Origin of the sequence: Pseudomonas sp. Pc102 (genome assembly GCF_018408275.1) — a bacterium.
Classification (GTDB): Bacteria; Pseudomonadota; Gammaproteobacteria; order Pseudomonadales; family Pseudomonadaceae; genus Metapseudomonas; species Metapseudomonas tohonis.
Window position 1 is genome coordinate 5,887,402 of record NZ_AP021905.1, and the last position, 21,974, is coordinate 5,909,375.

The 21,974-nt window shown below is 67.3% G+C and carries 27 protein-coding genes; 21 read left to right on the top strand and 6 right to left on the bottom strand.

Annotated elements, in window-relative coordinates; all coding sequences use genetic code 11:
* Positions 1-59: 59 nt before the first annotated feature.
* The 9 genes from urtB (at position 60) to ureC (ending at position 8,288) form a co-directional block, all read left to right on the top strand.
* On the top strand, positions 60-1,628 hold the full coding sequence (gene urtB / locus PHLH3_RS26875) for an urea ABC transporter permease subunit UrtB (protein WP_213626483.1): 1,569 nt from the start codon (positions 60-62) through the stop codon (positions 1,626-1,628).
* On the top strand, positions 1,628-2,707 hold the full coding sequence (gene urtC, locus PHLH3_RS26880; RefSeq protein ID WP_213626485.1) for an urea ABC transporter permease subunit UrtC: 1,080 nt from the start codon (positions 1,628-1,630) through the stop codon (positions 2,705-2,707). Before urtB ends, urtC begins: the two co-directional genes overlap by 1 nt.
* Positions 2,704-3,564, top strand: coding sequence for an urea ABC transporter ATP-binding protein UrtD (urtD, locus tag PHLH3_RS26885; protein WP_213626486.1), 861 nt, complete (start codon positions 2,704-2,706; stop codon positions 3,562-3,564). The genes urtC and urtD overlap by 4 nt, the downstream gene beginning before the upstream one ends.
* Before the next feature lie 110 nt (positions 3,565-3,674).
* Complete coding sequence (gene urtE, locus PHLH3_RS26890; protein WP_213626488.1) at positions 3,675-4,373, top strand: urea ABC transporter ATP-binding subunit UrtE; 699 nt, start codon at positions 3,675-3,677, stop codon at positions 4,371-4,373.
* Positions 4,374-4,458: 85 nt separating this feature from the next.
* Positions 4,459-5,292: an urease accessory protein UreD gene (locus PHLH3_RS26895; RefSeq protein ID WP_213626489.1), complete on the top strand. Its 834-nt coding sequence runs from the start codon at positions 4,459-4,461 to the stop codon at positions 5,290-5,292.
* Positions 5,292-5,594 carry an urease subunit gamma gene (gene ureA, locus PHLH3_RS26900; RefSeq protein WP_173171489.1) on the top strand — a complete coding sequence of 101 codons (303 nt, stop codon included), beginning with the start codon at positions 5,292-5,294 and terminating at the stop codon, positions 5,592-5,594. Before PHLH3_RS26895 ends, ureA begins: the two co-directional genes overlap by 1 nt.
* Before the next feature lie 75 nt (positions 5,595-5,669).
* Complete coding sequence (locus PHLH3_RS26905) at positions 5,670-6,164, top strand: GNAT family N-acetyltransferase (protein WP_213626491.1); 495 nt, start codon at positions 5,670-5,672, stop codon at positions 6,162-6,164.
* A 5-nt stretch (positions 6,165-6,169) separates the two neighbouring features.
* Entirely contained in the window at positions 6,170-6,475 is a 306-nt protein-coding gene (locus PHLH3_RS26910) for an urease subunit beta (RefSeq protein WP_173171485.1), read from the top strand.
* 112 nt (positions 6,476-6,587) lie between these two features.
* On the top strand, positions 6,588-8,288 hold the full coding sequence (gene ureC / locus PHLH3_RS26915; protein WP_213626493.1) for an urease subunit alpha: 1,701 nt from the start codon (positions 6,588-6,590) through the stop codon (positions 8,286-8,288).
* A gap of 162 nt (positions 8,289-8,450) precedes the next feature.
* Here the strand turns inward: ureC and PHLH3_RS26920 are convergent, their stop codons facing one another.
* Complete coding sequence (locus PHLH3_RS26920; RefSeq protein ID WP_213626495.1) at positions 8,451-8,981, bottom strand: transposase; 531 nt, start codon at positions 8,979-8,981, stop codon at positions 8,451-8,453.
* A gap of 366 nt (positions 8,982-9,347) precedes the next feature.
* Between PHLH3_RS26920 and PHLH3_RS26925 the strand changes: the two genes are divergently transcribed.
* The 3 genes from PHLH3_RS26925 (at position 9,348) to PHLH3_RS26935 (ending at position 10,837) form a co-directional block, all read left to right on the top strand.
* Positions 9,348-9,698, top strand: a complete 351-nt coding sequence (locus PHLH3_RS26925; RefSeq protein ID WP_173171477.1) for a DUF805 domain-containing protein — start codon at positions 9,348-9,350, stop codon at positions 9,696-9,698.
* A 110-nt stretch (positions 9,699-9,808) separates the two neighbouring features.
* A complete protein-coding gene (locus PHLH3_RS26930; RefSeq protein WP_213626497.1) occupies positions 9,809-10,222 on the top strand; it encodes a DUF3592 domain-containing protein in 414 nt (137 codons plus the stop codon).
* 24 nt (positions 10,223-10,246) lie between these two features.
* On the top strand, positions 10,247-10,837 hold the full coding sequence (locus PHLH3_RS26935) for a hypothetical protein (protein WP_213626499.1): 591 nt from the start codon (positions 10,247-10,249) through the stop codon (positions 10,835-10,837).
* A 4-nt stretch (positions 10,838-10,841) separates the two neighbouring features.
* Here PHLH3_RS26935 and PHLH3_RS26940 read toward each other — a convergent pair whose 3' ends face one another.
* Positions 10,842-11,108 (bottom strand): DksA/TraR family C4-type zinc finger protein, encoded by a 267-nt coding sequence (locus PHLH3_RS26940; protein ID WP_111264636.1) that lies wholly within the window; start codon positions 11,106-11,108, stop codon positions 10,842-10,844.
* Positions 11,109-11,214: 106 nt separating this feature from the next.
* Positions 11,215-12,084, bottom strand: a complete 870-nt coding sequence (locus PHLH3_RS26945; RefSeq protein WP_111264637.1) for an oxaloacetate decarboxylase — start codon at positions 12,082-12,084, stop codon at positions 11,215-11,217.
* Positions 12,085-12,357: 273 nt separating this feature from the next.
* On the opposite strand from PHLH3_RS26945, the gene PHLH3_RS26950 reads away from it, so the two are divergent.
* Together PHLH3_RS26950 and PHLH3_RS26955 are read left to right on the top strand one after the other, a co-directional pair.
* Entirely contained in the window at positions 12,358-12,693 is a 336-nt protein-coding gene (locus PHLH3_RS26950) for a hypothetical protein (protein WP_213626501.1), read from the top strand.
* Positions 12,694-12,746: 53 nt separating this feature from the next.
* Positions 12,747-13,184: a YqaA family protein gene (locus PHLH3_RS26955; RefSeq protein WP_213626503.1), complete on the top strand. Its 438-nt coding sequence runs from the start codon at positions 12,747-12,749 to the stop codon at positions 13,182-13,184.
* A 2-nt stretch (positions 13,185-13,186) separates the two neighbouring features.
* On the opposite strand, the gene PHLH3_RS26960 is transcribed toward PHLH3_RS26955, so the two are convergent.
* Positions 13,187-13,456, bottom strand: a complete 270-nt coding sequence (locus PHLH3_RS26960) for a PsiF family protein (protein ID WP_111264639.1) — start codon at positions 13,454-13,456, stop codon at positions 13,187-13,189.
* 149 nt (positions 13,457-13,605) lie between these two features.
* Between PHLH3_RS26960 and PHLH3_RS26965 the strand changes: the two genes are divergently transcribed.
* From PHLH3_RS26965 to PHLH3_RS26985, 5 genes are all read left to right on the top strand, one after another.
* Positions 13,606-14,871, top strand: coding sequence for an Hsp70 family protein (locus PHLH3_RS26965; RefSeq protein ID WP_213626505.1), 1,266 nt, complete (start codon positions 13,606-13,608; stop codon positions 14,869-14,871).
* 99 nt (positions 14,872-14,970) lie between these two features.
* A complete protein-coding gene (locus tag PHLH3_RS26970) occupies positions 14,971-15,180 on the top strand; it encodes a hypothetical protein (protein ID WP_173171467.1) in 210 nt (69 codons plus the stop codon).
* A gap of 98 nt (positions 15,181-15,278) precedes the next feature.
* Entirely contained in the window at positions 15,279-15,623 is a 345-nt protein-coding gene (osmE, locus tag PHLH3_RS26975) for an osmotically-inducible lipoprotein OsmE (protein ID WP_111264642.1), read from the top strand.
* Between the two features lie 153 nt (positions 15,624-15,776).
* The gene (gene osmE, locus PHLH3_RS26980; protein ID WP_213626507.1) at positions 15,777-16,118 is read left to right on the top strand and encodes an osmotically-inducible lipoprotein OsmE; all 342 of its coding nucleotides are present in this window, start codon (positions 15,777-15,779) and stop codon (positions 16,116-16,118) included.
* A 125-nt stretch (positions 16,119-16,243) separates the two neighbouring features.
* Positions 16,244-16,777 (top strand): ferritin-like domain-containing protein, encoded by a 534-nt coding sequence (locus tag PHLH3_RS26985; protein WP_213626509.1) that lies wholly within the window; start codon positions 16,244-16,246, stop codon positions 16,775-16,777.
* 290 nt (positions 16,778-17,067) lie between these two features.
* Here the strand turns inward: PHLH3_RS26985 and PHLH3_RS26990 are convergent, their stop codons facing one another.
* Entirely contained in the window at positions 17,068-19,131 is a 2,064-nt protein-coding gene (locus tag PHLH3_RS26990) for an AsmA family protein (RefSeq protein ID WP_213626511.1), read from the bottom strand.
* 323 nt (positions 19,132-19,454) lie between these two features.
* On the opposite strand from PHLH3_RS26990, the gene PHLH3_RS26995 reads away from it, so the two are divergent.
* Together PHLH3_RS26995 and PHLH3_RS27000 are read left to right on the top strand one after the other, a co-directional pair.
* Entirely contained in the window at positions 19,455-19,976 is a 522-nt protein-coding gene (locus PHLH3_RS26995) for a hypothetical protein (RefSeq protein WP_213626513.1), read from the top strand.
* Between the two features lie 337 nt (positions 19,977-20,313).
* A complete protein-coding gene (locus tag PHLH3_RS27000) occupies positions 20,314-20,763 on the top strand; it encodes a phage infection protein (protein WP_213626515.1) in 450 nt (149 codons plus the stop codon).
* A gap of 100 nt (positions 20,764-20,863) precedes the next feature.
* Here the strand turns inward: PHLH3_RS27000 and PHLH3_RS27005 are convergent, their stop codons facing one another.
* Positions 20,864-21,943, bottom strand: coding sequence for a fatty acid desaturase (locus tag PHLH3_RS27005; protein ID WP_213626517.1), 1,080 nt, complete (start codon positions 21,941-21,943; stop codon positions 20,864-20,866).
* Positions 21,944-21,974: the final 31 nt, after the last annotated feature.

Sequence of the window (21,974 nt, forward strand, 5' to 3'; positions counted from 1 at the left end):
CTTCCAGCTTCTGGCTTCCACCTTTTGGCTTACCCCGCCGATACGGAGCCTCCCTCTCCATGCCCACCTGCCTTTTCCGAATCCTCCTGTCCCTGGCCCTGTTGCTGCCCCTGGCGGCCCGGGCCGGTGACGCCAACGACTTCGCGGCCGCCAATCCGAGCCAGCAGGCGAAGCTGCTGGAACGCTGGGCCGCCGAGCCCGACGCCATGCGCCAGCCACTGCTCGACGCCCTGCAACAGAACCGCTTCGCCATCGACGCCAAGCGGGCCTACTTCGAACAGGACGGCACCTGGCAGGCCGCAGAGGGCGACGCCGCCCCCGCCGCCACGCCGAAGAAGCTGCGCCTGAACAACCGCCTGCGCGGCCTGCTGATCACCACCCAGGCCAGCCACCAGTTGCTCGCCGCCGAACCCGCCGCGCGCCTGGAGGCCGCCCGCCAGTTGCAGAAGAGCGCCAAGCCCGCGCAACTGCCGCTGCTCAACCAGCGCATGGTCGCCGAGGACGATGGCGCCGTGCGCGATGCCCTCAGCCTGGCCCTGGCCAACCTGCAACTGGTCGACCCCGACCCGGCCATCCGCCTCAACGCCGTGCGCCTGCTGGGCGAGACCGGCGACCCGCTGGCCCGTACCCGCCTCGAAGCGCTGCTCGACCCGGCGGTGGAAACCGATGCCGCCGTGCGCACCGCCGCCGAAACCAGCCTGGCCCAGGTCAAGCGTCGCCTGGCGCTGGGCGAGGTGCTCGGCCAGGCCTTCAGCGGCCTGTCCCTGGGCTCCATCCTGCTGCTGGCCGCCCTGGGCCTGGCCATCACCTTCGGCCTGCTCGGGGTGATCAACATGGCCCACGGCGAGATGCTGATGCTCGGCGCCTACTCCACCTACATCGTGCAGCTGATGTTCCAGCGCCTGGCGCCGGACCTGCTGGCCCTCTACCCACTGGTGGCGCTGCCGGTGGCCTTCTGCGTCACCGCCGCCATCGGCATGGCCCTGGAGCGCACGGTGATCCGCCACCTCTACGGCCGCCCGCTGGAAACCCTGCTCGCCACCTGGGGCATCAGCCTGATGCTGATCCAGCTGGTGCGCGTGGTGTTCGGCGCGCAGAACGTCGAAGTGGCCAACCCGGCCTGGCTCTCCGGCGGCATCCAGGTGCTGCCCAACCTGGTGCTGCCGTACAACCGCATCGTCATCATCGGCTTCGCCCTGTTCGTGGTGGCGCTGACCTGGCTGCTGCTGAACAAGACGCGCCTGGGCCTGAACGTCCGCGCCGTCACCCAGAACCGCAACATGGCCGCCTGTTGCGGCGTGCCCACCGGCCGCGTCGACATGCTCGCCTTCGGCCTCGGCTCCGGCATCGCCGGGCTCGGCGGCGTAGCCCTGTCGCAGATCGGCAACGTCGGCCCCGACCTGGGCCAGAGCTACATCATCGACTCCTTCCTGGTGGTGGTGCTCGGTGGCGTCGGCCAACTGGCCGGCAGCGTGCTGGCGGCCTTCGGCCTCGGCGTGGCGAACAAGATCCTGGAGCCTTCGATCGGCGCCGTGCTGGGCAAGATCCTGATCCTCGCGCTGATCATTCTCTTCATCCAGAAACGCCCGCAGGGCCTCTTCGCACTGAAAGGACGGGTGATCGACTGATGAACCAGCCACTGACCCTCACCGCCGCGCAGAAGGCCGGCCCGAAAGTCACCCTGGGCGTCGGCGCCCTGGTGCTCGCCGTGCTGATCGCCCTGCCGCTGCTGCACCTGCTGCCGGCCGACAGCCCGCTGCAGGTCTCCGCCTACACCCTGACCCTGGTGGGCAAGATCCTCTGCTACGCCATCGTCGCGCTGGCCCTGGACCTGGTCTGGGGCTACGCCGGGCTGCTGTCCCTGGGCCACGGGCTGTTCTTCGCCCTCGGCGGCTACGCCATGGGCATGTACCTGATGCGCCAGAGCGCCGGGGATGGCCTGCCGGCCTTCATGAGCTTCCTCGCCTGGAGCGAATTGCCCTGGTACTGGGCCGGCACCTCCAGCTTCCTCTGGGCCCTGTGCCTGGTGGTGCTCGCCCCCGGCCTGCTGGCCCTGGTGTTCGGCTTCTTCGCCTTCCGCTCGCGGATCAAGGGCGTGTACTTCTCGATCATGACCCAGGCCCTGACCTTCGCCGGCATGCTGCTGTTCTTCCGCAACGAGACCGGCTTCGGCGGCAACAACGGCTTCACCGACTTCAAGCGCATCCTCGGCTTCGACATCACAGCGCCGGGCACCCGGGCCGTGCTGTTCCTGGCCACGGTCGCGCTGCTGGCGAGCGCCCTGCTGCTAGGCTGGCGCCTGTCCAGGAGCAAGTTCGGCCGCGTGCTCACCGCCCTGCGCGATGCCGAGAACCGCCTGATGTTCTGCGGCTACGACCCGCGCGGCTACAAGCTGTTCATCTGGGTGCTGTCGGCCGTGCTCTGCGGCCTGGCCGGCGCGCTGTACGTGCCCCAGGTGGGCATCATCAACCCCAGCGAGATGTCGCCGACCAACTCCATCGAGGCCGCCGTCTGGGTGGCCCTGGGCGGGCGCGGCTCGCTCATCGGCCCGCTGCTGGGCGCCGGCCTGGTCAACGGCATGAAGAGCTGGTTCACCGTGGCCTTCCCGGAATACTGGCTGTTCTTCCTCGGCGCCCTGTTCATCGTCGTCACCCTGTTCCTGCCCAAGGGCCTGTTCGGCCTGCTGCGCAAGGAGAAGGACCAATGAGAGCGACCCCGGTACCCGAACTCATGCTCGAACCCGCCTACGACCCCAACAGCGACGCCGGCACCGGCCGTGACGCCCTCGGCCTCGGCCAGAGCGCCGGCAAGGGCCTGAACACCCGCCACGGCACCATCCTCACGCTGGAGGACATCAGCGTCAGCTTCGATGGCTTCAAGGCGCTCAACGACCTCAACCTGTACATCGGCGTCGGCGAGCTGCGCTGCATCATCGGCCCCAACGGCGCCGGCAAGACCACGCTGATGGACGTGATCACCGGCAAGACCCGCCCCACCACCGGCAGCGCCTGGTTCGGCGAGACCCTGGACCTGACCCGCATGAGCGAGGTCGAGATCGCCCAGGCCGGCATCGGCCGCAAGTTCCAGAAGCCCACGGTGTTCGAGGCGCTCAGCGTGTTCGAGAACCTGGAACTGGCGCAGAAGACCGACAAGTCGGTGTGGGCCAGCCTGCGCGCCAGGCTCACCGGCGAGCAGAAGGACCGCATCGACGAAGTGCTCGCCACCATCCGCCTGCAGGACTCGCGGCGCCGCCCGGCTGGGCTGCTGTCCCACGGCCAGAAGCAGTTCCTGGAGATCGGCATGCTGCTGATGCAGGACCCGCAACTGCTGCTGCTCGACGAACCGGTGGCCGGCATGACCGACGCCGAGACCGAATTCACCGCCGAACTGTTCAAGGGCCTGGCCGGCAAGCACTCGCTGATGGTGGTGGAGCACGACATGGGCTTCGTAGGCAGCATCGCCGACCACGTCACCGTGCTGCACCAGGGGCATGTGTTGGCCGAGGGCTCGTTGGAGCAGGTGCAGAGCGATGAGCGCGTAATCGAGGTTTATCTGGGACGTTGAGCTGGAAGCTTGAAGCCAGAAGCTGGAAGAAAAAGCGGCACGGCGCGGCTCTTACTTCAAGCTTCAAGCTTCAAGCTTCTGGCTTCCAGCTCCTCCACCGAGGACTAGACATGCTTCAAGTGAAACAGCTGCATCAATACTACGGCGGCAGCCACATCCTCCGCGGCCTGTCGTTCGAGGTGAGGGTCGGCGAGGTCACCTGCCTGCTCGGGCGCAACGGCGTGGGCAAGACCACGCTGCTGAAGTGCCTGATGGGCCTGATCCCGTCGAAGGAGGGCGCGGTTAACTGGGAGGGCAAGCCGATCACCGGTTCCAAACCGCACCAGCGCGTGCACGCCGGCATCGCCTACGTGCCCCAGGGCCGCGAGATCTTCCCGCGCCTGACGGTGGAGGAGAACCTGCTGATGGGGCTGTCCCGCTTCGGCGCCAAGGAAGCCAAGGCCGTGCCCGAGTTCATCTACGAGCTGTTCCCGGTGCTGCGCGAGATGAAGCACCGCCGGGGCGGCGACCTCTCCGGCGGCCAGCAGCAGCAACTGGCCATCGGCCGCGCCCTGGCCAGCCGGCCCCGGCTGCTGATCCTCGACGAGCCCACCGAAGGCATCCAGCCCTCGGTGATCAAGGAGATCGGCGCAGTGATCCGCAAGCTGGCCGAGCGCGGCGACATGGCCATCCTGCTGGTGGAGCAGTTCTACGACTTCGCCGCCGAACTGGCCGACCAGTACCTGGTGATGAGCCGTGGCGAAATCATCCAGCAGGGGCGCGGGGAGAACATGGAGGCCGAGGGCGTGCGCGGCCTGGTGACGATCTGACCGCGGGCGCGTGCACCGGATGGGTTCAGGGCACGCCTCTTGCTTTGCCCGGTCGGTCAACTATTTCGCGGATGCTTCCACAGCCATGAACCTGCCCGCAGCCCTGTTCACGCCGAGCTGGCACGCCGAGCTGGAGCTGGCCTACGCCCGTCGTGACGAGTGCACCATTCCGGTGCTTCGCCGCCACCTCGGCCCCCTGAGGGTGCAGAAGCACCTCCACGCCGAAGGGCCGGGTGTCTGCCAGCACATCATCGTCCACCCGCCTGGCGGCATCGCCGGGGGCGACCGCCTGGGCATCTCCGCCCAGGTGGGCGAAGGCGCCTGGGCCCAGCTCACCAGCCCGGGCGCGGCCAAGTGGTACCGCGCCCGCAGCCCGGCCTTCCAGACGCTCGCCCTGCGCGTCGAGGCCGGCGCCACCCTGGAATGGCTGCCCCAGGAAACCATCGTCTTCTCCGGCGCCCAGGCCGAGCTGTCCACCCGCATCGACCTGGCCGCCGACGCCCGCCTGTTCTACTGGGACGTGGTCGCCCTCGGCCGCCCCGCCGCCGCTGAACGCTTCGCCAGCGGCCACTTCCAGGCGCACCTGGACATCCGCCGCGAAGGCCGCGCCCTGTGGCACGAACGCCAGCGCATCAGCGGCGACGACGGCCTGCTCGACTCGAGCATCGGCCTCGCCGGGCAACCGGTGTTCGCCACCCTGATCGCCACCGGCCAGCTCGACCCGGAGCTGCTGGAACGCTGCCGCGAACTGCCCTCGGCCGTGCGCGGCGACCTCACCCAACTGCCCGGCCTGCTGGTGGCCCGCTGCCTGGCCGGCGAAGCGCTGCACGCGCGCGCCTGGCTGATCGACCTCTGGCGCCTGTTGCGCCCTGCCCTGCTCGGCCGCGAGGCCGTGCCACCGCGAATCTGGAGTACCTGATGGACCTCACCCCGAGAGAGAAAGACAAGCTGCTGATCTTCACTGCCGGCCTCGTCGCCGAGCGGCGACTGGCCCGTGGCGTGAAGCTCAACTACCCGGAAGCGATGGCGTTCATCTCCGCGGCGCTGCTCGAAGGCGCGCGCGACGGTCGCACCGTGGCCGAGCTCATGCACTTCGGCACCACGCTGCTGAGCCGCGACCAGGTGATGGAAGGCGTGCCGGAGATGATCCCGGAGATCCAGATCGAAGCCACCTTCCCCGACGGCACCAAGCTGGTAACCGTCCACCAACCCATCGCCTGAGGAAGTCGTCCCATGCCTGCTGCGCTTGCCATGCTGAGCCCGCGACGGCCTGGAACGAGTTCCTGGAGACCCGAAATGATCATCCGTGACGCCAGCGAAGCCGACCTGCCCGGCATCCTGGCCATCTACAACGACGCCGTGGAGCACACCACGGCGATCTGGAACGAGACCCTGGTGGACCTGGCCAACCGCCGCGCCTGGCTGGCCGAGCGCACGGCAGCCGGGTTTCCGGTGCTGGCGGCGCGTGACGCTGCCGGCGAGGTGGTCGGCTACGCCAGCTATGGCGCCTGGCGGCCGCATGACGGCTACAAGCACACCGTCGAACACTCGGTCTACGTGCGTGCCGACCAGCGCGGCAAGGGCCTCGGCCCGCAGCTGATGCAGGCATTGATCGAACGGGCCCGGTCGGCCGGACTGCATGTGATGGTGGGGGCCATCGAGTCCGAGAATGCCGCCTCCGTCCGCCTGCACCAGCGCCTCGGCTTCACCACCACCGGCCAGATGCCCCAGGTTGGCCGCAAGTTCGGCCGTTGGCTGGACCTCACCTTCATGCAACTCATCCTGGAGTGACTTCCATGATTCCCGGCGAATACCAGATCCAGGACGGCGAGATCGAACTCAACGCCGGCCGCCGCACCCTGAGACTCTCCGTGGCCAACACCGGCGACCGGCCGATCCAGGTGGGCTCGCACTACCACTTCTTCGAAACCAACGACGCCCTGGCCTTCGACCGCGCCGCCGCGCGCGGCATGCGCCTGAACATCCCCGCCGGCACCGCCGTGCGCTTCGAACCGGGCCAGAGCCGCGAGGTGGAGCTGGTGGACCTGGCCGGCGCGCGTCGGGTGTTCGGCTTCGCCGGGCGCGTCATGGGTGATCTCTGATCGCAGCGACAAGTCGCAAGCCACAAGCCGCAAGCAAGTGCCGCGCGGCGTCCGCTTTTTCACTTGAGGCTTGCAGCTTTGAGCTTGCAGCCTGAATTCCGAGGAACGAGGAATGAAGATTTCCCGCCAAGCCTACGCCGACATGTTCGGCCCCACCGTCGGCGACAAGGTGCGCCTGGCCGACACCGAGCTGTGGATCGAAGTCGAGAAGGACTTCACCACCTATGGCGAGGAAGTGAAGTTCGGCGGCGGCAAGGTGATCCGCGACGGCATGGGCCAGGGCCAGCTTTTGGCCGCCGAAGTGGTCGACACGCTGATCACCAACGCGCTGATCATCGACCACTGGGGCATCGTCAAGGCCGACGTGGGTTTGAAGGACGGGCGCATCGCGGCGATCGGCAAGGCCGGCAACCCGGACATCCAGCCCGACGTCACCATCGCCATCGGCGCCAGCACCGAGGTGATCGCCGGCGAGGGCATGATCCTCACCGCCGGCGGCATCGACACCCACATCCACTTCATCTGCCCGCAGCAGATCGAAGAGGCGCTCATGAGCGGCGTCACCACCATGATCGGCGGCGGCACCGGGCCGGCCACCGGCACCAACGCCACCACCTGCACCTCCGGGCCCTGGCACATGGCGCGCATGCTCCAGGCCGCCGACGCCTTCCCGATGAACATCGGCTTCACCGGCAAGGGCAACGCCTCGCTGCCCGAACCCTTGATCGAACAGGTGAAGGCCGGCGCCATCGGCCTCAAGCTGCACGAGGACTGGGGCACCACCCCGGCGGCCATCGACAACTGCCTGAGCGTCGCCGACCAGTACGACGTGCAGGTGGCCATCCACACCGACACCCTCAACGAGTCGGGCTTCGTCGAAACCACCCTGGGCGCCTTCAAGGGCCGCACCATCCACACCTACCACACCGAAGGCGCCGGCGGCGGCCACGCACCGGACATCATCAAGGCCTGCGGTTTCTCCAACGTGCTGCCCAGCTCCACCAACCCGACCCGGCCCTTCACCCGCAACACCATCGACGAGCACCTGGACATGCTCATGGTCTGCCACCACCTGGACCCGAGCATCGCCGAGGACGTGGCCTTCGCCGAAAGCCGCATCCGCCGCGAGACCATCGCCGCCGAGGACATCCTCCACGACCTAGGCGCCTTCAGCATGATCAGCTCCGACAGCCAGGCCATGGGCCGCGTCGGCGAGGTCATCACGCGCACCTGGCAGACCGCCGACAAGATGCACAGGCAACGGGGCCCGCTGGAAGGCGACGGCGCCGGCAACAGCAACTTCCGGGTCAAGCGCTACATCGCCAAGTACACCATCAACCCGGCCATCACCCACGGCATCAGCCACGAGGTGGGCTCGGTGGAAGTGGGCAAGTGGGCCGACCTGGTGCTCTGGCGCCCGGCCTTCTTCGGCGTCAAGCCGACGCTGATCCTCAAGGGCGGGGCCATCGCCGCGAGCCTGATGGGCGACGCCAACGCCTCCATCCCCACCCCGCAACCGGTGCACTACCGGCCGATGTTCGGAAGCTACGCCGGCAGCCGCCACGCCACCAGCATCACCTTCATCAGCCAGGCCGCCCTGGAGGCCGGCGTGCCCGAGCAGCTCGGCCTGAAGAAGCGCATCGCCGTGGTGAAAGGCTGCCGCACCGTGCAGAAGCAGGACCTGATCCATAACGACTACACCCCGGTCATCGACGTCGACCCACAGACCTACCAGGTCAAGGCCGACGGCCAGCTGCTCTGGTGCGAGCCCGCCGAGGTGCTGCCGATGGCGCAGCGGTATTTCCTGTTCTGACCACGCACCCGCCCCTGGCCCGACATCGCGTTGTCGGGCCTCGCTGCGCTCGGCACCAACCTACGAGTACGCCTCGGCACGACGTAGGTTGGGCTGAGGCACGAAGCCCAACGCAACGGACCCGATCCCGCTTCGCAGTGCCTCGCTGCGCTCGGTGCCAATCTACGAGGGCAGTTCGCCGAACACGCCGTCATGAGGAGCACAGGCCCAATCGGCCGATAGCCTTCCATCACGGATGAAGCGGTGGATCGAGGAGTAAGGCCAGTCGACCGCACGGCGCACATGCCCATGCTTCACCGGGTTGATGTGGATGTAATCGATGTGCCGAGCGAGGTCCCGCTCATCCCGTATCTGGTGCTCCCAGAAGCGTCTCTGCCAGATGCCACGCTCACGCTTGTCCCGACGCGACCGGTTCACCCGGCCCCGCTCCGGCACCAGCCGGGAAAAGGTGCCCTTGATCTGAGACCAGCGCAGGGGGAAGTCGGCATCACCTTCCGGCAAGGTCCATATGGCATGCAGGTGGTCGGGCAGCACGACCATCGCGGGTATCTCGAAAGGGTGCCGTGCCCGCACCCGCTTGAAGGCCATGCGCAGCAGATCGACATGTTCGATCAACAAACCATGGGAGCGATTCGCGAGATTGACGGTGAAGAAATAGGTGCCACCCGGCACGAAGGCGCGGCGGTATCGCATGTTCCATCCCTTGAGCCATGAGGAGCCCGCAGTCTAGGGATCGCCACGCCCTGCAAGGCCCGCATCGGATCCGGGAAAGGACAGGGCCGCCTGTCGGATCATTGCCAGCGCATGCGGGCGAAGCCGGGAAGCGAAGCGCGATACGCGCATCGCGGCGTTGGGCCTCGCTGCGCTCGGCGCCAACCTACGGGCACGACACAACTCGCCAGAATTGACTCGATGGCAATTTGCCGTGCCGTGAACTCTCCCACGCAATGCCTTGTTACGAAACGCTATAGTCGGACAACTACACCGGCCGGTGTAGGCCGAGGCCTTGCCAGGTACACGAAAAATGCCGCCACGCGCGGCCTAAAAAGGGAGTTTTCTATGGAATGGTATTTGAAGTGCATCAAGCAGCATTACTTCGACTTTAACGGCCGTGCGCGCCGCAAGGAGTACTGGATGTTCACCCTGGTGAACGTCGTGATCTCCATCGCGCTTTCCGTGATCCTGGGCCTGATCAGTGAAAACCTGGCCCTGCTGGCCAACCTGTACAGCCTCGCCGTGCTGCTGCCGGCCCTGGGCGTGACCGCGCGTCGCCTGCACGATATCGGCAAGAGCGGCTGGTGGATCCTGATCGCACTGGTTCCGATCCTCGGCGGCCTGTACCTGCTGTTCCTGCTGGTCCAGGACAGCGTGCCGGAGACCAACGCCTACGGTCCCAACCCCAAGGCCTGATGGCCGGGTTCCCGTCGCCCTGGCGGGAACCTCCGGGACAGACGCCTGTCCCAGCGCAGTGGCCGGGAGTTCCCCCGGCCATGCCCATGGATGACCAGGAACGCCACAGGATGTCCGATACCCCCCTCCCCCGTTTCAAGGGCGGCCTCTTTGCCCTGATCGGCCTCGCGCTGCTCGCCGCGATGGCCATCCAGACCTCTTCCCGCGTGGGATTCCTGCAATCGGCCCTGGAGGCAGATGGCAGCGTCGTCGCGCTCAACGCAGGCGGCTCCCACCCCGAAATCGCCTTCACCGATGGCACCGGTACGCGCATCTCCTACCCCCAGGGGGGCTGGATCTACGGCTACCAGGTCGGCATGCAGGTGAAGGTCCACTACCAGGCCGACGCGCCGGCCACCTCGGCCGTGGTCGACGACTTCGGCGCACTCTGGGGCACCCCGGCCTTCCTCGGCCTGCTGGGCTCCGCCTTCACGGTCACCGGACTGATGACCCTCTTCAGGCGCCCCCGTCACGACATCGCCTGAACCGCACCGCACAAGGAAGCAGCAATGCCGAAGATGCCCATTCCCCTGCCCGTCAATCCGAGCAGCTGGGGCTATGTCACCGCCAGTGGCGGCGGCCTGACCATCGCCTTCGTCGCCGGTGGCGGCGGTTCCATCACCCTGCGCTCGCCCGCCGGCGAGAACGTCAACCTGCGCTACGGCGGCCTCGGTGCCGGCGTGGGCATCGGTGCCAAGCTGCCGCGCTTCGGCAAGGTGGACATCAAGATCAAGGGCAAGAGCATCGGCGGTGCCGGCGCGGCGGAAGCCTTCCCCAGCGACGGCGCGGTCTTCGTCGCGGACGACCTGGTGGAGCGCGACCTGACCCGTGACGACATCACCGGCCCCTGCATGTACGTGGAAGTCGGCGCGGGCGTCGCCGTCGGCGTGTCGGGCACGGCGATGCTGTTCGGCCTGGACCCCAAGCTCTTGGCCGCGGTGATGCTGATGAACGCGAGCCCGGTGACCAGCCTCACCGTCTCGCCGATGCTGACCCGCCAGCTGATGCAGTCGGCGCGCGGCGCCCTGCTGATGGGCGGTGCCAACGTCGGCATCCAGGCCGGCGCCGGCGGCGCCGTCTATCTCGGCGCGCTGTTCTGAGCCTTCAACGCAACTGGCTGTCCTTGCTGCCGCGCCGGTTGTAGCCGGCGTAGGCGGCGTTCTCACGGTCGTGCTCGGCCTGGCATTTCACGCACAGCCGCACGCCCGGCACCGCCTCGCGGCGCGCCTGGGGAATGGGTGCATCGCATTCTTCGCAATGCGTCAGGCTCTCGCCCTTCGGTAACTGGCTGCGTGCCCGTTGCACGGCGTCTTCGATGGTGCTGTCGATCTGTTCCTGGACTGCGCCATCTCCCGCCCAACCACTGGCCATGCCGGCCTCCCATGCTGTCGAGGATTGACCCGATCAGTTATGGGGGCGGCACTCGGCCTTTTGCAACACCCGGGGCCGGTGGGCGACAAGCGGAGGTCGTTCCGGGCTATTCCTTCACGTCCATGTATTCCCGCGCCCAGATGATGTAGTCCTCGGGCAGGGTGTACTTGTGGGTCAGCTCGGTGGCGCTCAGTTCGGAGGCGGCGGTGTCGATCTGGCGCTGCTCGCGCAGGCAGTCGTAGGTGGCCTTGATGGCGGCGAAATAGGCGGCGTGGCCGTTGACCACGATGCGCACGCCAAGGTCGGCCAGCCGCTGATTGTCACGCAGTTGCGGGTTGCCGTAGGTGACCAGCATCAGCGGCACGCTGAGGTGCGCGGCGATGGCTTCCAGGTGCTCGAAGTCGGCAACGCCGACCATGCAGATGCCATCGGCGCCGGCAGCCTGGTAGGCCTTGGTGCGGGCGATCACCTCCTCGGTGGAGAGCACGCCGGCATGGGTGCGGGCGATGATCGACAGGTCCGGGTCGACACGCGCTTCCAGGGCCGCACGGATCTTGCCGACGCCTTCCTCGACGCTGATCAGGTCGGTGGACTTGCGCCCGAACTGGGCCGGCAGCAGCGTGTCCTCGATGGTCAGCGCGGCGATGCCGGCACGCTCCAACTCCACCACCGTGCGCATGACGTTGAGGGCGTTGCCGTAGCCGTGGTCGGCATCGGCGATCACCGGCAGGCGGCTGACGCGGCCGATGCGCACGGCCTGCTCGACGAACTCGCTGAGGGTGATCAGCGCGAAATCAGGGGCGGCCAGGACCTGCAACGAGGCGACCGAGCCGCCGAGGATGCCGACTTCGAAGCCGAGGTCGGCAGCGATGCGGGCGGACATGGGGTCGAAGACGGACGCGGTGTGATAGCAGGTCTTCGAGTTCAACAGCGCACGAAAGGCCGTGCGCAACTCATGGTGAGAGGCTCTTCGCATAGAGGTTCCAGAACGACAGGTGCGGATAGTTGAAACGGGGATGCAAGTATCGCACCCCCGGTCACATTGTCCGACAACGATGGCAGCGGGATTACAGATTCTAGCCCCCGGGGCTTTCACCTGGCTTTAGCCGACCGGGCCCCGCATCGGTCGTAGGCACAGGCCCTTGCGCAAGTGACGCGTTGCCACACCGGGTTCAACTTTTCCCGCGCCCCGACTACATTGCGCGCCCCGGCGAACGAATCGCGGGATGGAATCACCCAGGAGAACGACGTGAAACACAGCATCAAGATGATCGCAGGCCTGCTGGCCGCACTGGCCATCGCCGGCTGCACCGGCACCCCGATGAAGACCCGGAACCTCGACAGCAGCCAGTACACCGTGATCGGCCACAGCGAGGCCAGCGCCACCGGGCTGCTGGTCGCCGGCTTCATTCCGGTCCGCCAGAACAGCCGCTTCGTGCGCGCCCAGAACGCCGCGATCAAGGCCAAGGGCGGCGATGCGATGATCAACACCCAGGTCCAGGAAGACTGGTTCTGGGCCTGGGTCCTGACCGGCTACACCACCACCGTTTCCGGTGATGTGGTCAAGCTGAACGACAGCCACTGAACCCTGTGCGAGGGCCGCCCGGCCCTCGCCCCAACCGTTCCGGAAGCCGCCCGATGCCGGACCTGATCCCCTACCTGAGCCTCTTCCTCGTCGCCTTCGGCGCCGCCACCCTGCTGCCGCTGCAGTCGGAAGCGGTGCTGGCCGGCCTGCTGCTGGCCGGCGGCCAGCCGGCCTGGGCATTGCTGCTGGTGGCGACCCTCGGCAACGTGCTGGGCTCGCTGGTGAACTGGGTGCTGGGGCGGTTCCTGGCGGACTTCCGCCACAGGAAGTGGTTTCCCGTGTCGGAATCCGCCATCGAACGGGCGCAGGCGACCTACCGCCGCTACGGGCGCTGGACCCTGCTGCTGTCATGGCTGCCGGTGATCGGCGACCCGCTGACCCTGGTGGCCGGCCTGATGCGCGAGTCGCCCTGGGTGTTCCTGCTGCTGGTCACCCTGGCCAAGGCCGGCCGCTACCTCGCGGTCGCGGCGCTGACCCTGGGCCTGGCCTGAGGCTATTTCTTCTTCAGGCACTCGCTGAGGAAGGCCTTGCGTTCGTCGCCCTTGAGCGCTTTCTCGCTGGCGGTCTTGTTGCAGCTGATCATCTTCTCCTGCTGGGTCGCCTTGAGGCAGTTGCTCATGAAGGTCTTGCGCGCATCGCCCTTGAGTTCCTGGGCGGTGGCCTCGGCATTGCAGCTCTTCATCTTTTCCTGCTGGGTGGCGGCGAAACCCTGGCTGGCGGCTAGCATCGCGAGCAGGAGCAAGGGCAGGCGGATCGACTTCATGGGGCGGTCTCCCGGGGTGTCCATGTGGGGGTGACGGGGGCGTCGCCTGGAGTCTAGCCGCTGCGACGAACTGCGCCTCGCCGCCTGAGCAAAGCGCGCCCGGCTCGCGTACACTGCGCGGCCGTTTTTTCCACCGGACCTCTCGCGCCATGAGCAACCTCACCGCAGCCCGTGCCCTGGGCATCGACTTCGGCACCTCCAACTCCACCGTCGGCTGGTGGCGCCCGGACGTGGAGCCGCTGATCGCGCTGGAGGACGGCAAGATCACCCTGCCCTCGGTGATCTTCTTCAACATCGAGGAGCGTCGCCCCGTCTACGGCCGCCTGGCCCTGCACGAGTACCTGGAAGGCTACGAAGGCCGCCTGATGCGCTCGCTCAAGAGCCTGCTGGGCTCGACCCTGCTCAAGAGCGAGACCACGGTGCTGGGCAGTGCGCTGCCGTTCAAGGACCTGCTGGGCCTGTTCATCGGCGAGCTGAAGAAGCGCGCCGAAGCCACCGCCGGCCATGAATTCGAGCAGGTGGTGCTGGGCCGCCCGGTGTTCTTCGTCGACGACGACCCGGCCGCCGACCAGGAAGCCCAGGCGACCCTGGTGGCGGTCGCCAACAAGCTCGGCTTCAAGGACGTCTCCTTCCAGTACGAACCCATCGCCGCCGCCTTCGACTACGAACGCGGTATCGAGCGCGAGGAGCTGGTGCTGATCGTCGACATCGGCGGCGGCACCTCCGACTTCTCCCTCGTGCGCCTGTCCCCCGAGCGCCGCGACCTGGCCGACCGCCAGGCCGACATCCTCGCCACCGGCGGCGTGCACGTGGGCGGTACCGACTTCGACAAGCAGCTCTCGCTGGCCGGCGTCATGCCCGAGTTCGGCTACGGCAGCCGCATGAAGAGCGACGCCTTCATGCCCACCAGCTACCACCTCAACCTGGCCACTTGGCACACCATCAACGCCGTCTACGCGCAGAAATCGCAGCTGTCGCTGAAGAACATGCGCTACGACATCGTCGACACGCGCGGCATCGACCGCCTGTTCCGCCTGATCGAACAGCGCGCCGGGCACTGGCTGGCCATGCAGGTGGAAGACAGCAAGATCGAGCTGACCGAGGCGCGCCACCGGGTGATCGACCTCGAACGCATCGAGCCGGGCCTGCGCGTGGAACTGACCCGCCATCTGTTCGAGGAGGCCATCGAGCCGTTGCTGCAACGCATCCGCGACAGCGTCACCCAACTGCTGGCAGACGCCGGGGTCGGTGTCGAGCAGGTCGACACCGTGTTCTTCACCGGCGGTTCCAGCGGCATCCCCGCCCTGCGTGGCAGCGTCGCCGCGCTGCTGCCCAACGCCCGCCATGTCGAAGGCAACACCTTCGGCAGCATCGGCAGCGGCCTGGCCATCGAGGCCAAGAAGCGCTACGGCTGAACCGGGCGTCGGGCGCCCCGCGACGTTCGTGCGGCGCCCCTGGCGGCGACCCCGGCGCTGGATTACCTTCGCCGGCATCGCCCACCCGAGGAACGTGCCATGAAATGCCTGCTGCCCTGCCTTGCCATCCTCCTGCTCGCCGGCTGCGGCCTCGGCGAGACCGCCGCCACCGGAGCGGCCCAGGCCAAGCTGCAGGCCGAACAGGCGCAGCAGGCCCAGCAGCAGATGGACCAGCTCAAGCAGCAGATCGACCAGGCCAACGCCGTCAACCAGCAGCGCCTGCAGGACGCCGAGAAGGCGGGCCAGTAGCGCGACGGCAAATTCTTCGAACTCGCCCGCTCCATCGCCACTCGAAACTCGTGAAGCCAATCAGGCCGTTGAAGATCAGCTCACACGAGGAACCCACCATGTACAAGGAAACGCTCGCGGCAGTGTTCGTGCTGGCATCGGTAGCAGGGTGCAGCACCAAGTTCGAGAACCCCACCGACTACGTCACCTACCGCCACGAACCCCTGGTCGAGAAGGTGCAGGACGGCATGAGCAAGGACGAGGTGCTGACCATCGGCGGCCCGCCGTCCACCGAGATCCAGCGCACCGTGCACCCCGGTACCTGCAACAACTACGTGCTGAACAAGGAAGGCCACCAGCAGGCCTACTACGTCAGCTTCAACGACGCGGGCCGGGTCGACAGCAAGGGCTTCATGACCTGCGAGCAATGGCAGAAACACGAGGCCGAGGCTGCGAAGATCTGATGCCTCGCGGCGCCCGGTCGGCCGGGCGCCGCAGTGGCCAAATGCCAGAAATGCCAACGAGCGCACAGCCCCGAAGCGAATAAATAGCGAACCGGCGCCCCTCGCTGATGTCCAAGCGCTGTTATTTACAGCGGATCATCAAGGACCTTCAGCATGTTCATGCGCTCGCTCCTGCTCGCGGCCGCTCTGGGCTCGGTGTCCGGCTGCGCCACGAAGATCGAGAACCCGACCGACTACATCACCTACCGCAACGAACCCCTGGCGCGGCAGGTGAAAGAGGGCATGACCAAGGAGCAGGTCCAGGCCATCGGCGGTCGCCCGTCCTCCATCGTCCAGCGCAGCGTCCACCCCGGTTCCTGCAACAACTACATCCTCAACCACGAGGGGCACCAGCAGGCGTATCACGTCAGCTTCGGCGCCGCCGGCCGCGTCCAGCACAGCGGCTTCATGACCTGCCGCCAGCGCGAGGAGGTCGAGCGCCAGCGCCTCGACTGACCGCACCGCCGACCACAGATTTCCTAAACTTTCCCGCTTCGTATCACTCACATCCCAGGTAGGGCCGCGACGCCAATGGCCGCCAGAGCCAGGCGCAATGGCCTGATTAGCCAAGGAGAAACGTGATGAGTGACGTACAGCTTACCGATGTGAACACCCTGCGCCAGCGCGCCCGGCAGAACGTGCTGGACGGCGCGGTGACCGAGGGCTACCACGCAGACCGCACCACCGTGCTGCGCCTGCTCAACGAGGCGCTGGCCACCGAGCTGGTCTGCTACCTGCGCTACAAGCGCCACTACTACATGGCCAATGGCCTGAAGGCGAGCATCGCCGCCAGCGAATTCCTCGAGCACGCCCAGCAGGAACAGCAGCACGCCGACCGCCTGGCCGAGCGCATCGTGCAACTGGGCGGCGAGCCGGACTTCAACCCGGCCGGCCTGGAGGCCCGCTCCCATGCCCAGTACGTGGCCGGCAAGGACCTGCGCGAGATGGTCACCGAGGACCTGATCGCCGAGCGCATCGCCATCGACAGCTACCGCGAGATCATCCAGTTCCTCGGCGACAAGGACCCGACCACGCGCCGCCTGTTCGAGGAAATCCTCGAGCAGGAGGAAGAGCACGCCGACGACATGGCCGACATCCTCGCCGACCTGAAGTAACCCCCCCCACCTCGTGGCCCGGGCTCCGGCCCGGGTCACGGGCATGCCGCAAGCCCCCGCGAAGAAAACCACCCTACGCAACCCGACACCACGGCGCCGAACGTCACCCCGTTGGGCCTCGCTGCGCTCGGCGCCAACCTACAGCCCTCACCGGGCACAGATCGCCAGCCCTCGCACGACACCCGTAGGTTGGGTAGAGGTACGAAACCCAACACCGCGACGCCGAACGTCATCCCGCTGGGCCTCGCTGCACTCGGCGCCGACACGCGCAAGCCGAAAGCTCCTGGACCTCAGTTGGCCTTGCGCATCTTTTCCAGCAGCGGCGCGCAGGTGTTGGTGACGTCCCCGCCACCGCTGGGGGCCACCAGCGCCAGCAGCCCGGCGGCGGGTGCTACCACGGCGCCGAGCACCACCATGCCGGCACCCCGGGCGATCAGCGGCACCGCCTTGACCCCGGCGTCCGGCTTCTTGAAGGTGCCGCGCACGTAGAGCGGCGAACGCAGGGAGAAGATGCGCACGCCCTTGGACTCCGGGGTGACGGTCAGGTCCAGGCGCTCGCTGGCCAGGTTGGCCGAACCGTCGACCTGGATCAGCGCGTTCTCGGTATCGAAGATGAACACCCGTGGCGTCACCAGGCCCTTGGCCAGCTTGAGGTCGGCAGCGGCGCAGTTGATCTTCACCTCGTCGTCGCCGAACAGCTTGCCGACCAGGTAGTTGCCGACGTTGAGCCCGGCGATCTCCATCAATCCGCGGCTCACCGCGCCGTCGTTGACCAGCAGCTTGAGGTCGCCGTTGGCCGTGCCCAGCAGAGCCGCCACCGAGTTGCCGGTGCCGGCCAGGTCGGCGTCGCCGTTCAGCTCGCCGAAGCTGGTGCGCATCGGCTCGAAGGTGGGAAACAGCTGCTTGAGCTTGAAATGCCGCGCGCTGAGGCGGGCGCGGCCCTGCAGGGGCACGCTGCCGCCGTCCAGGTGGATGGTGGAGTCCAGGGTGCCGCCGGCCATGCCGAAGCGCAGGGGCTCCAGGCTCAGCTCGCCGTCATCGAGTACCACGTGGGTGTCGAGGTCGTTGAAGGGCAGCTTGTCGCTGTGGACGATGCGCTTGCCGGTGAAGCGCACGTCGGCATCCATCTGCCGCCAGCGCTCGGTGCGGAACGCCTCCACCGGCAGCACCTTGTCCGCCGGCTGCTTGCCAGCCACGCCGCGCGCCTTCTTCTCGGCGTTGGAGTCGGCGCCGATCAGCGGCGCGAGGTCGGCGAAACGCAGCTGGTTGGAGGTCAGCGCGCCGGACAGCTTGGGCCGGGGCGCGTGGGCGACGTAGTGCAGGTCACCCTGGATATCGCTTTCGCCGATGGCGCCGTTGAAGCCTTCGTAATGGAACTGCGGGCCCGCCGGGTCCTGCAGCTGCGCCACCAGGCGGCCGTCGGTGGAATAGGCCGGCGTGTCGGGCAGGGTGACACCGGTCAAGGGGTAGAGGTTGCCCAGGCTGTTGCCGGCCAGCTTCAGCCGCAGGTCCAGGGCGCCCAGGTGGGTCGGGTCGGTGAGGGTGCCGGCCAGGGCGATGCGCGTGGCGCCGATGCGCAGGTCGGCCTGCAGGGGAAACGGCTTGCGCGCGTCCTTCAGGGCCAGCAGCCCGCCAATCTTGCCGCTGCCGTGCAGCGCCTGGCCCTTATAGCTGCCCTTGGCCGTCCAGCCGAAGGCGTAATCCTGGGGCGCATCGCCCTGCTCCGCCACCTTGCCGGCGGCCTTCTCGCCGACGATGTCGCTGAACGGGATCGGCTTGCCCAGCGGGTCCACCAGCAGCTCCAGGCGCGTCTGCGAGGGCTGGTCGTCGACCTTCACCTGGCCCTTGTCGAAGCCGATGGCGCCGATGTCCAAGGTCCAGGCGGAAGGCTCCTCGTCAGCCTGCTCCGGGGAGCTGGCGAGCTTGTCGAAAGTCCAGTTGTCGCGGCCGTCGGCGCGGCGCTCGAGATCGGCGCGGGGCTCGGTGAGGTCGATGCGCGGGATGGCCACGGTCTTCCACAGCAGCGGCAGCGGCGACAGGCTCGCCTCCACGCGCCTGAGGGTGACGAACGGATGCTTCCCGGCCCACTCGGGATTGCCCAGGGTCAGGTCCTCGGCCGTCACATGGGGCCAGGGCACCCAGGCACGCAGGCCGGGTTCCGAGGGCTCGCGCTGCCAGCGCACGCTGAGATCGCCCTTGATGGCGAAGGGGCGACCCAGGGTTTCCGAGACCCGGGCATTGAGCTTCGGCTTGATGCGGTTCCAGTCGAACGTGGCGACGAACACCACCAGGGCGGCCAACAGCAGCACCAGGCTGGCAGTGGTCCAGGCGAGGATTCTGCGTCCGCGCGTCATGCACTTCTCCTAACTCTAGCGGTGCCTTGCCCCATGACCACCAGGGGCTGCACACGAGGCATCTTGTTCTATCGACTGGCAAACGGGACGGATGACTCCGGCAAATGCAGCGCAAAGATCATCACCGCGCGCAGCCTATACCGCCCGCGACACCGGCAGAAAGGCGTGGATGGGTAGGTAAGCACCTGATCCAAAACAGGTTTTCCAATCATCATCGGCATCGATGCCGACTATCGCGAGTGATCACTTTTTAATCGCCTGGCCGTCCGTAACATGGGCCCCGTAGCCACTTGCTACCCCCCACACCCCCAGGAGATACCGACATGAAAACCCAAGCCATCGCCACCCTGTTCCTCACCGGCCTGTTCGCCATCCCGGTCGTCCAATCCGCCGTTTCCTATCCGCTGGTCGCCGAGGGCGAAGGTGCCTACATGGTCATCGACCGTGTCGCCGAAGGCGGAGCCGAGCGCACCCTGAACCGCGTCGCCGAAGGCGGTGCCGACCGCACTCCGGGCTTCCGTGTCGCTGAAAGCGGTGCCGACCGCACCCCCGGTTTCCGTGTCGCTGAAAGCGGTGCCGACCGCACCCCCGGTTTCCGTGTCGCCGAAGGCGGTGCCGATCGTACTCCCGGCTTCCGCGTTGCCGAAGGCGGTGCCGACCGCACCCCGGGCTTCCGTGTCGCTGAAAGCGGTGCCGACCGTACTCCGGGCGTCCGTGTCGCCGAAGGCGGTGCCGACCGCACCACGGGCTTCCGTGTAGCCGAAGGTGGTGCCGATCGCACCTCGGGCTTCCGCGTAGCCGAAGGTGGTTCCGACCGTTTGCTGCAAGCCCACGGTGTGGTCTGAATCCACACCGGCTTCACCCAGTAGTCAAAGCCCGGCACCGGCCGGGCTTTTTATTGCCCGCCACGCCATGCCGCCCAGGCAGCACGCCATGCCCTGACGCCTGCGCGATCACTCCGGCAGCCGCTCATCACACCCATCGACAGGGGGCATGCCAAGCCCTCCTCAGCCCTGCAGACAAGGCTTTAAAAATCAGACAAGCCATTGATTTTCAATGATTAAAGCAACCATTAAAGAGATCGATGCTTACTATTGGCCGCCTTCACTTCTGGCCTTTCCGGGGGCTCCGTAACATTGGCTCCGTAGTCACTTACCAGCCCCCCACGAGGAGCCACAGATCATGAAAGCCCATGCCATTGCCGCCCTGTTCCTGACCAGCCTTTCCGCCACCGCCTTTGCCCTGCCCTCCGAGCCGCAACCGGTTCTGGGCGAGTCCCGCGACAACAGCGGTTTCATCCAGGTCGTCGAGCCGGTTGCCGAAAACGGCTCCGATCGCACCCCCGGCCTGCGCATCGCTGAAGGCGGTGCCGAACGCACCCTGAACCGCGTTGCCGAAGGTGGCGCCGAGCGCACTCCTGGCTTCCGCGTTGCCGAAGACGGTGCCGACCGCACCCCTGGCTTCCGCGTTGCCGAAGACGGCGCTGACCGCACTCCTGGCTTCCGCGTTGCCGAAGACGGCGCCGACCGCACTCCTGGCTTCCGCGTCGCCGAAGATGGCGCCGACCGTACTCCTGGCTTCCGCGTTGCCGAAGATGGCGCCGACCGTACTCCTGGCTTCCGCGCCGTCTGAAGTGGGTTCGCTCACTGAGGCGAGAACAGACGCACCGCCCATACGGCGGCCCTCCACGGAATGAAAGCCCGGCACATGCCGGGCTTTCGCATTTCAGGGCTCAGGCAGGCACGGCGGGCGGTGGCGAACGGTAGATCCAGATGCGCTTGAGCACGGTGGCGAACTGCACGGAAAGCCTGCCGCAGTTGTAGACCTGGCCATAGCGCAGGGCGATCTCCTTCACCTCCACCGCCAAGGCGGCGTAGCGACGGGCCGGCAGGTCGGGGAACAGGTGATGCTCGATCTGGTGGCTGAGGTTGCCGGTGAGGATGTGCAGCAGCGGGCCCCCGGCGAGATTGCTGGAACCGCGCAGCTGGCGCAGGTACCACTGGCCCCGGGTTTCGCCCTCCAGCACTTCGGGCGGGAAGACCACGGCCTTCTCGGTGAAGTGGCCGCAGAAGATCACGGTGAAGGTCCACAGGTTGCGGATCAGGTTGGCCAGCGCATTGCCCGCCACCACCGCCCAGGCATTGGCACCCAGGGCCAGCGCGGCGAGGGGGAAGAACAGGTAGTCCTTGACCAGCTGGCGCAGCACCTTGGCGTTGAACTGGCGCAGGCGCGGGCGCAGCTCCTCGCGGCTCATCCGGCCCTTGAAGTACTGGTCCAGGCGCAGGTGCTGCACCGCCACCGAGAACTGGAACAGCAGCGCCTGCAAGGTCACCCACAGCGGCTGCCAGCGGTAGAAGGGCTTCCAGCGCTGCTCGGGGAACAGCCGCACCAGCCCGTAGCCGACATCGTCATCACGGCCGAGCACGTTGGTGTAGGTGTGGTGGACATGGTTGTGCGTGTGTCGCCAGAAGTCGGCGGGGCCGACGATGTCCCACTCATAGCGCTGCCCGGAGAATTCCGGGTCGTTCATCCAGTCGTACTGGCCGTGCATCACGTTGTGGCCCAGCTCCATGTTCTCGAGGATCTTGCCCAGCCCCAGCAAGGCGCTGCCCAGGAGCCAGGTGGGCGGGAACCAGCCGAGCAGCAGCAGGAGCCGGCCGGCCCAGCAGCAGAACCGGGTCACGGCACGGATGCGGCGGATGTAGCGGGCGTCCGCCTCGCCCAGGTCGTCCAGGGTGCGCTGGCGCAGGGCGTCCAGCTCGGCGGCGAAGGCCCGCAGTTCCTCGGGGCCCAGTTCTCGGTCGATACGCATGTCGTTCTCGCTCATCGAGGCGTTGCCGGCA

Excerpts from the sequence above, each read along its gene's own strand:
- PHLH3_RS26940 (WP_111264636.1), bottom strand. The coding sequence starts at position 11,108 with ATGGCCAGTGGTTGGGCGGGAGATGGCGCAGTCCAGGAACAGATCGAC.
- urtC (WP_213626485.1), top strand. The coding sequence starts at position 1,628 with ATGAACCAGCCACTGACCCTCACCGCCGCGCAGAAGGCCGGCCCGAAA.
- osmE (WP_111264642.1), top strand. The coding sequence starts at position 15,279 with ATGTACAAGGAAACGCTCGCGGCAGTGTTCGTGCTGGCATCGGTAGCA.
- PHLH3_RS26930 (WP_213626497.1), top strand. The coding sequence starts at position 9,809 with ATGTCCGATACCCCCCTCCCCCGTTTCAAGGGCGGCCTCTTTGCCCTG.
- PHLH3_RS26905 (WP_213626491.1), top strand. The coding sequence starts at position 5,670 with ATGATCATCCGTGACGCCAGCGAAGCCGACCTGCCCGGCATCCTGGCC.
- PHLH3_RS26965 (WP_213626505.1), top strand. The coding sequence starts at position 13,606 with ATGAGCAACCTCACCGCAGCCCGTGCCCTGGGCATCGACTTCGGCACC.
- PHLH3_RS26895 (WP_213626489.1), top strand. The coding sequence starts at position 4,459 with ATGAACCTGCCCGCAGCCCTGTTCACGCCGAGCTGGCACGCCGAGCTG.
- PHLH3_RS27005 (WP_213626517.1), bottom strand. The coding sequence starts at position 21,943 with ATGCGTATCGACCGAGAACTGGGCCCCGAGGAACTGCGGGCCTTCGCC.
- ureA (WP_173171489.1), top strand. The coding sequence starts at position 5,292 with ATGGACCTCACCCCGAGAGAGAAAGACAAGCTGCTGATCTTCACTGCC.
- urtE (WP_213626488.1), top strand. The coding sequence starts at position 3,675 with ATGCTTCAAGTGAAACAGCTGCATCAATACTACGGCGGCAGCCACATC.
- PHLH3_RS26910 (WP_173171485.1), top strand. The coding sequence starts at position 6,170 with ATGATTCCCGGCGAATACCAGATCCAGGACGGCGAGATCGAACTCAAC.
- osmE (WP_213626507.1), top strand. The coding sequence starts at position 15,777 with ATGTTCATGCGCTCGCTCCTGCTCGCGGCCGCTCTGGGCTCGGTGTCC.
- PHLH3_RS26985 (WP_213626509.1), top strand. The coding sequence starts at position 16,244 with ATGAGTGACGTACAGCTTACCGATGTGAACACCCTGCGCCAGCGCGCC.
- PHLH3_RS27000 (WP_213626515.1), top strand. The coding sequence starts at position 20,314 with ATGAAAGCCCATGCCATTGCCGCCCTGTTCCTGACCAGCCTTTCCGCC.
- PHLH3_RS26945 (WP_111264637.1), bottom strand. The coding sequence starts at position 12,084 with ATGCGAAGAGCCTCTCACCATGAGTTGCGCACGGCCTTTCGTGCGCTG.
- urtD (WP_213626486.1), top strand. The coding sequence starts at position 2,704 with ATGAGAGCGACCCCGGTACCCGAACTCATGCTCGAACCCGCCTACGAC.
- PHLH3_RS26995 (WP_213626513.1), top strand. The coding sequence starts at position 19,455 with ATGAAAACCCAAGCCATCGCCACCCTGTTCCTCACCGGCCTGTTCGCC.
- PHLH3_RS26960 (WP_111264639.1), bottom strand. The coding sequence starts at position 13,456 with ATGAAGTCGATCCGCCTGCCCTTGCTCCTGCTCGCGATGCTAGCCGCC.
- PHLH3_RS26935 (WP_213626499.1), top strand. The coding sequence starts at position 10,247 with ATGCCGAAGATGCCCATTCCCCTGCCCGTCAATCCGAGCAGCTGGGGC.
- PHLH3_RS26990 (WP_213626511.1), bottom strand. The coding sequence starts at position 19,131 with ATGACGCGCGGACGCAGAATCCTCGCCTGGACCACTGCCAGCCTGGTG.
- PHLH3_RS26920 (WP_213626495.1), bottom strand. The coding sequence starts at position 8,981 with ATGCGATACCGCCGCGCCTTCGTGCCGGGTGGCACCTATTTCTTCACC.
- PHLH3_RS26970 (WP_173171467.1), top strand. The coding sequence starts at position 14,971 with ATGAAATGCCTGCTGCCCTGCCTTGCCATCCTCCTGCTCGCCGGCTGC.
- PHLH3_RS26925 (WP_173171477.1), top strand. The coding sequence starts at position 9,348 with ATGGAATGGTATTTGAAGTGCATCAAGCAGCATTACTTCGACTTTAAC.
- urtB (WP_213626483.1), top strand. The coding sequence starts at position 60 with ATGCCCACCTGCCTTTTCCGAATCCTCCTGTCCCTGGCCCTGTTGCTG.
- PHLH3_RS26955 (WP_213626503.1), top strand. The coding sequence starts at position 12,747 with ATGCCGGACCTGATCCCCTACCTGAGCCTCTTCCTCGTCGCCTTCGGC.
- ureC (WP_213626493.1), top strand. The coding sequence starts at position 6,588 with ATGAAGATTTCCCGCCAAGCCTACGCCGACATGTTCGGCCCCACCGTC.